The sequence below is a fragment of the Virgibacillus salinus genome, assembly GCF_900102415.1.
In the GTDB taxonomy this organism is placed as follows: domain Bacteria; phylum Bacillota; class Bacilli; order Bacillales; family Amphibacillaceae; genus Lentibacillus; species Lentibacillus subterraneus.
In genome coordinates this window covers 289,190-295,510 of sequence record NZ_FNKD01000004.1, presented here as the reverse complement: position 1 = coordinate 295,510, position 6,321 = coordinate 289,190, and the positions used below count along the sequence as shown (strand labels likewise).

At 40.4% G+C, this 6,321-nt stretch carries 3 protein-coding genes, 12 tRNA genes and 1 rRNA gene; 1 reads left to right on the top strand and 15 read right to left on the bottom strand.

Features of this window, described 5'->3' with window-relative positions; genetic code table 11:
* The 14 genes from BLS02_RS17145 to BLS02_RS17080 all read right to left on the bottom strand — a co-directional run.
* Nucleotides 1–186, bottom strand: a 16S ribosomal RNA gene (locus BLS02_RS17145); the annotation flags it as partial.
* 138 nt (nt 187–324) lie between these two features.
* A tRNA-Ile gene (locus BLS02_RS17140) sits at nt 325–398 on the bottom strand.
* 12 nt (nt 399–410) lie between these two features.
* Nucleotides 411–484: transfer RNA gene (locus BLS02_RS17135), tRNA-Gly, on the bottom strand.
* Between the two features lie 35 nt (nt 485–519).
* Nucleotides 520–596: transfer RNA gene (locus BLS02_RS17130), tRNA-Pro, on the bottom strand.
* 5 nt (nt 597–601) lie between these two features.
* Nucleotides 602–678: transfer RNA gene (locus tag BLS02_RS17125), tRNA-Arg, on the bottom strand.
* A 60-nt stretch (nt 679–738) separates the two neighbouring features.
* Nucleotides 739–821, bottom strand: a tRNA-Leu gene (locus BLS02_RS17120).
* Between the two features lie 97 nt (nt 822–918).
* Nucleotides 919–1,000: transfer RNA gene (locus BLS02_RS17115), tRNA-Leu, on the bottom strand.
* A 6-nt stretch (nt 1,001–1,006) separates the two neighbouring features.
* Nucleotides 1,007–1,082 (bottom strand) — tRNA-Lys (locus BLS02_RS17110).
* A 93-nt stretch (nt 1,083–1,175) separates the two neighbouring features.
* Nucleotides 1,176–1,250 (bottom strand) — tRNA-Gln (locus BLS02_RS17105).
* A 4-nt stretch (nt 1,251–1,254) separates the two neighbouring features.
* Nucleotides 1,255–1,331 (bottom strand) — tRNA-Asp (locus BLS02_RS17100).
* A 28-nt stretch (nt 1,332–1,359) separates the two neighbouring features.
* Nucleotides 1,360–1,431: transfer RNA gene (locus tag BLS02_RS17095), tRNA-Glu, on the bottom strand.
* 8 nt (nt 1,432–1,439) lie between these two features.
* Nucleotides 1,440–1,530 (bottom strand) — tRNA-Ser (locus BLS02_RS17090).
* A gap of 3 nt (nt 1,531–1,533) precedes the next feature.
* A tRNA-Asn gene (locus tag BLS02_RS17085) sits at nt 1,534–1,608 on the bottom strand.
* Between the two features lie 368 nt (nt 1,609–1,976).
* Complete coding sequence (locus BLS02_RS17080; RefSeq protein ID WP_092494239.1) at nt 1,977–2,438, bottom strand: SprT family protein; 462 nt, start codon at nt 2,436–2,438, stop codon at nt 1,977–1,979.
* Between the two features lie 185 nt (nt 2,439–2,623).
* Between BLS02_RS17080 and BLS02_RS17075 the strand changes: the two genes are divergently transcribed.
* A complete protein-coding gene (locus BLS02_RS17075; protein WP_175476831.1) occupies nt 2,624–4,063 on the top strand; it encodes a catalase in 1,440 nt (479 codons plus the stop codon).
* Nucleotides 4,064–4,124: 61 nt separating this feature from the next.
* Here BLS02_RS17075 and BLS02_RS17070 read toward each other — a convergent pair whose 3' ends face one another.
* Entirely contained in the window at nt 4,125–6,314 is a 2,190-nt protein-coding gene (locus BLS02_RS17070; RefSeq protein WP_092494237.1) for a Tex family protein, read from the bottom strand.
* Between the last annotated feature and the right edge of the window lie 7 nt (nt 6,315–6,321).

Sequence of the window (6,321 nt, the reverse complement as noted above, 5' to 3'; positions counted from 1 at the left end):
GTATTAGCCCCGGTTTCCCGGGGTTATCCCAGTCTTACAGGTAGGTTGCCCACGTGTTACTCACCCGTCCGCCGCTCGTTCCACAAACTTCACCCCGAAGGGATCCGTCTGCTTCCCGCGCTCGACTTGCATGTATTAGGCACGCCGCCAGCGTTCGTCCTGAGCCAAGATCAAACTCTCCATAAAAGTTAGTTTGAATATGATTGACACCAATCAATCATCTATTGTCTTAGCTTTAAAAATTGAAATCAGTGTTTAAAAGTTTAACTTTTATCCTGTTTTCTTGACATACTGGTTGTTTTGTTCAGTTTTCAAGGAGCAAAATGGGCCTGGGTGGACTCGAACCACCGACCTCACGCTTATCAGGCGTGCGCTCTAACCAACTGAGCTACAGGCCCATAAGAAAAAAATGGAGCGGGTGATGGGAATCGAACCCACGATATCAGCTTGGAAGGCTGAAGTTTTACCACTAAACTACACCCGCATATGAAATCTGTTTAAATTCTTGTAATCTTTCGATGGTCGGGAAGACAGGATTCGAACCTGCGACCCCGTGGTCCCAAACCACGTGCTCTACCAAGCTGAGCTACTTCCCGTTAAATGGTGCGCCCGAGAGGAGTCGAACCCCTAGCCTCTTGATCCGTAGTCAAACGCTCTATCCAATTGAGCTACGGGCGCTTCAAAACGAGAACCTTAAATATACCATATACAGTATATAATATCAAGAAGTTTTTTTAATGCGGTCGAGAGGACTTGAACCTCCACGGGGTCGCCCCCACTAGGCCCTCAACCTAGCGCGTCTGCCATTCCGCCACGACCGCCTAATCTTCATTAGTGAAAGTTGGCAAATGGGAAGTGATTTGTCTAAAAGCACAAAATAAAATACTGCGAATAACCACAGCGATGTGAATTGTTGAGTGCGGGTGGAGGGACTTGAACCCCCACGTCGTAAAACACTAGATCCTAAATCTAGCGCGTCTGCCAATTCCGCCACACCCGCAAAAAGTGGTGAGCCATGGAGGATTCGAACCTCCGACCCTCTGATTAAAAGTCAGATGCTCTGCCAGCTGAGCTAATGGCTCATGTTATGAGTGTTTCCTAATTTTAGTATGAGCGTTCATTATTTGAAGCATTATTCTGTGACGCTACACTTGTATATTTAATCCATAAAAAAATGGCTGGGCTACCAGGATTCGAACCTGGGAATCACGGGATCAAAACCCGATGCCTTACCGCTTGGCTATAGCCCAACAGTGGCGGTCCGGACGGGACTCGAACCCGCGACCTCCTGCGTGACAGGCAGGCATTCTAACCAACTGAACTACCGGACCCAACCGATTTATTTATTAAAATATAAGATGACCCGTACGGGATTCGAACCCGTGTTACCGCCGTGAAAGGGCGGTGTCTTAACCACTTGACCAACGGGCCATAAAAGATGGCGGAGAAGGAGGGATTTGAACCCTCGCGCCGCTCACGCGACCTACACCCTTAGCAGGGGCGCCCCTTCAGCCACTTGGGTACTTCTCCTAATGGCTCCACAGGTAGGAATCGAACCTACGACCGATCGGTTAACAGCCGATTGCTCTACCGCTGAGCTACTGTGGAATAATTTTAAGTATTTATCAAGGTAATTCAACCAAATTTTTTGTACTCGTTGTGTTGCAAGGTTATTCGGTGAAGCAAGCACTCCTCGCAGACCTGCACATGATAGCTTACTCAGTGATGCATGCGGTCAGCTACTGTGGAATAATTTAAAAAGTAACGCCAAATAATTGCGACGAGAAATACTATACAATATCCTTCGTTTATTGTCAACAAGTTTCAATAAAATAACTAATGAAGTCGACACGTTTTTTTAAGCCTTATTAAATTTAACACGTAGGGCATTTTTCGTCAATCTATTATATGAAAATTTTATTTGTACCTTATTATATCAAACAAGCTTAATTTTTTTCAATTTCAATCTGTTAACATCAACTTGTCCTTTTCACTACTAACTTACCTTTACATTTTCCGCATCTATATTTATTAACATCTATCCGTCGAGTGCGTTTGTATATGCGAGAACAGTTATTACATATATAGATATGTTTATTTTGTCTTAGAGTGGAAGGAAGTGGCTGACAATGCCGTGGTGAGCCTGTAATCTTCAATAAATTCTTGAAGTCTCTATCACCATGCTTATACCCTTTTCCTTCTATATGAAGATGGTAATGGCAGAGTTCGTGTTTAATGATACCTATTACTTCCTTTTCCCTCATTTCCATAGAGTACTTCGGATTTAACTCAATTACTCTTTTTGAAGGTACATACCTCCCGCCTGTAGTTCTAAGCCGATTATTATATCTGATTCTATCATTAAACAATTTATGAAAATGTTTTAATGATAATTCATTTACCAATTCGTATAGTTCTTTTTCACTTAATAACTTCATATAATCATCCCTAACGTATTAACACAACACTATTTTATCATAAATTTAGAACTTTTAATATCCGAGGCTTAATTAAAATAATTGTAATTAAACATTGATTTTTGATAGTATTATATTATAATTGAGTATGAGATTAATATTGTAAAAGGAGAGGTGTTCAGTAAGTGAGTAATGAAAAGAAAAGAATGACAACAGCATCTGGTGCTCCGGTTGGGGATAACCAGAATTCAATTACTGCAGGTAATCGAGGTCCAACATTAATTCAGGATGTTCACCTTTTAGAAAAACTAGCACACTTTAATAGAGAACGTGTACCTGAGCGTGTAGTACATGCAAAAGGCGCTGGGGCACATGGTTACTTTGAAGTAACAAACGATCTTTCAAAATACACGAAAGCAGACTTCTTAAGTGAAGTTGGAAAACGTACACCAATGTTTATTCGTTTTTCAACAGTTGCAGGTGAACTTGGCTCAGCAGATACAGTACGTGATCCACGTGGCTTCGCAGTTAAGTTTTACACAGAAGAAGGTAACTATGATTTAGTTGGTAATAACACACCAATCTTCTTTATCCGTGATGCTATTAAGTTCCCTGACTTTATTCACACACAAAAACGTAACCCTAAGACACACTTAAAAGACAAAAATGCTGTTTGGGATTTCTGGTCATTATCACCAGAATCACTGCATCAAATCACATACTTACATGGTGATCGTGGTATTCCGGCAACGTTCCGTCATATGAATGGATATGGAAGCCACACTTTCAAATGGGTAAATGACAAAGGAGAAGCATTCTGGGTAAAATACCACTTCATTAGTGAACAAGGTGTTAAAGGTTTAGATGAAGATGTAGCAGGCCAAATTGCTGGAGATAACCCAGACTACCATGTGGAAGACCTATACAACTCCATTGATAAAGGTGACTTCCCAGCGTGGAAACTTTATGTGCAAATTATGCCGTATGAAGACGCAAAAACATATAGGTTTGACCCGTTCGATGTTACCAAGGTATGGTCTCAAAAAGACTATCCTCGTATCGAAGTAGGTCGTATGGTCCTTGACCGTAACCCTGAAAATTACTTTGCTGAAGTAGAGCAAGCTGCATTCTCACCAGGTAACTTTGTACCAGGAATTGAAGCTTCTCCAGATAAAATGTTACAAGGCCGACTATTCGGGTATTCTGATGCACATCGTTATCGTATTGGTGCCAACCATCAGGAGTTACCTATCAACCGACCGGTTAACGAGGTAAATAACAACCAATTTGATGGACAAATGCGCTATAGTAATGGCAGTGGTTCGGTTAATTATGAACCCAACAGTTATGATACTGAGCCAAAAGAAGACCCAGCTTCAAAAATTAGTCCATTTGAAGTTTATGGAGAGGCTGACAGTGTGTCATATGACAGTGATGACCATTATACACAAGCAGGAGATTTATATCGATTAATGAGTGCAGATGAGAAAGATCGTCTTATTGATGCTTTTGTGGGTCATATGAAGCCTGTAGACAAAGATGAGATCAAATTACGTCAAATTGAACACTTCTACAAAGCAGATCCTGAATGGGGCGAAAGAATCGCAAAAGGTTTAGGATTATCTGTTCCAGAAGGTGTTAAATAGGTACAGTTAACCAAAAACAGCTGATTATCTTTTTGATAATCAGCTGTTTTTATTTTATTATTTAGCCTTTATTTTCAATCATCGAAAGTGCGATACGACCTTTTTCAACATCAATTTGCTCAACCCATACCGTTACGACATCACCTACTGATGCGATATCCATTGGGTGCTTTACGAATTTGTTCGCCATTTTGGAGATATGAACAAGTCCATCCTGCTTTACTCCAATATCTACAAAAACACCAAAGTCTACTACGTTTCTTACTGTGCCTTGCATTTCCATCCCGGGTTTCAAATCTTCCATACTCAATACATTTTGTTTTAGTAATGGTTTAGGCAGATCATCACGAGGGTCACGTTCCGGACGACCTAATGCATTCATAATATCCATTAATGTAGGTTCGCCAATATCCAATTGCTCAGCGATTTCTTTTTTATCCAATTCATTAAATCTATCGCGCAATGTATTTGAGCCGATATCTTCAAGCTCGCAACCAATTATTTTTAAAAGTTTCTTCGTGTGTGCAAAACTTTCAGGGTGTATCGGAGTCCTGTCCAGTGGATTTTCACCATCCAGAATTCGTAAAAAGCCTATCCCTTGTTCATAGGTTTTAGCACCTAAGCGAGGAATCTTTTTTAATTGTTTACGATTAACGAACTTCCCTTCCTCATTACGCTGGTTCACAATATTATTTGCTACTGTCTTGCTCAGACCTGCAACATATTGTAAGAGTGAAGTGGAAGCGGTATTAACATTAACACCCACTTGGTTAACCGCAGTTTCTACGACAAATGTTAATGAATTATTAAGCGCTTTTTGACTTACATCATGCTGATATTGACCAACTCCAATTGATTTTGGATCAATTTTTACAAGTTCAGCTAGTGGATCTTGCACCCGCCGCGCTATAGACGCTGCACTACGCTCTTCAACCTTCAAATCAGGAAATTCCTCACGTGCCAGTTTCGAAGCAGAATACACACTTGCCCCAGCTTCATTGACAATGATATAAGGTATATCCAGTGTGTGCTTTCCAATCACATCTGCAATAAATTGTTCCGTCTCCCTTGAAGCAGTTCCATTTCCTATTGCGATTAGTTCGATACCAAACTTACTGATAAACTCCATCACAATCTTTTCAGCACCCGCTGTATCATGTTTAGGTGCAGTTGGATAGATTACACTTACTTCATGAACCTTTCCTGTTTCATCAACCACAGAAAGTTTACAGCCTGTTCGATAAGCTGGATCAACCCCGAGAACAGTTTTTCCCTTTAATGGTGGCTGCAGTAACAGGTTTTTTAGATTTTTGGCAAAAACAGAAATTGCCTGTTCTTCAGCTTTTTCAGTTAAGCTATTACGAATTTCACGTTCTATCGATGGCTGGATCAATCGTTTGTAACTATCCTCAATAGTATTTTGCAAAATCTGGGCAGATTCCGGGTTGGCTTTATCTAATATCACTTTTTTCTGGAGATATTCGAGCACCCGCTCCGTTGGGGGCTGAACTGCCACCTTTAGCACATCTTCTTTTTCCCCGCGATTTAACGCTAAAATACGATGTGACACCATTGAACGAATTGCTTCATCATAATCATAGTACATTTCGTATACGCCTTTTTCGTCCTTCTCCGCTTTTTTTGCTTCTGCATGCATGGTACCACGTTTAAAGGTTTCCTCACGAATAAAATCACGATACTCCGGATCATCTGATATCCACTCAGCAATTATATCGTTAACACCTGTTAATACATCTTCTACTGTGTTTAGATCATGCTCGTCTGAAAAATAAGACTTAGCTTCTGCAGAAATGTCGGTTAATTCTTGCCTCCAGACAATTTCCGCCATCGGTTCAAGTCCTTTTTCTTTAGCAATTGTTGCCTTTGTTCGGCGTTTTTGTTTATATGGTCGGTATAAATCCTCCACACGTTGCAATTGTGTAGCTTGTGTAATATCACGTTCAAGTTTTTCTGTTAGCTTTCCCTGTTCATCAATTAGTCGAATTACTTCTTGTTTACGTTCAGCTAGATTAACTGCATATTGATATTTATCATGAATCAATTTGATCTGAACTTCATCAAGACCTCCTGTTGCTTCTTTTCGATAACGTGCAATAAATGGTACTGTGTTACCTTCATCCATTAACGCGATTACTTTTTTTACGGTAGCATTATTCACTTCAGTTTCTTTAGCCACCCATTGTTCTAATTCAATTGACACAATCGGCTCCTCCTTTATGTACGAACTCATTTTATCA

Bases quoted from the DNA above. Each gene is read 5' to 3' on its own strand.
- BLS02_RS17080 (WP_092494239.1), bottom strand. From the start codon at position 2,438: ATGAAGTTATTAAGTGAAAAAGAACTATACGAATTGGTAAATGAATTA.
- BLS02_RS17070 (WP_092494237.1), bottom strand. From the start codon at position 6,314: ATGAGTTCGTACATAAAGGAGGAGCCGATTGTGTCAATTGAATTAGAA.
- BLS02_RS17075 (WP_175476831.1), top strand. From the start codon at position 2,624: ATGACAACAGCATCTGGTGCTCCGGTTGGGGATAACCAGAATTCAATT.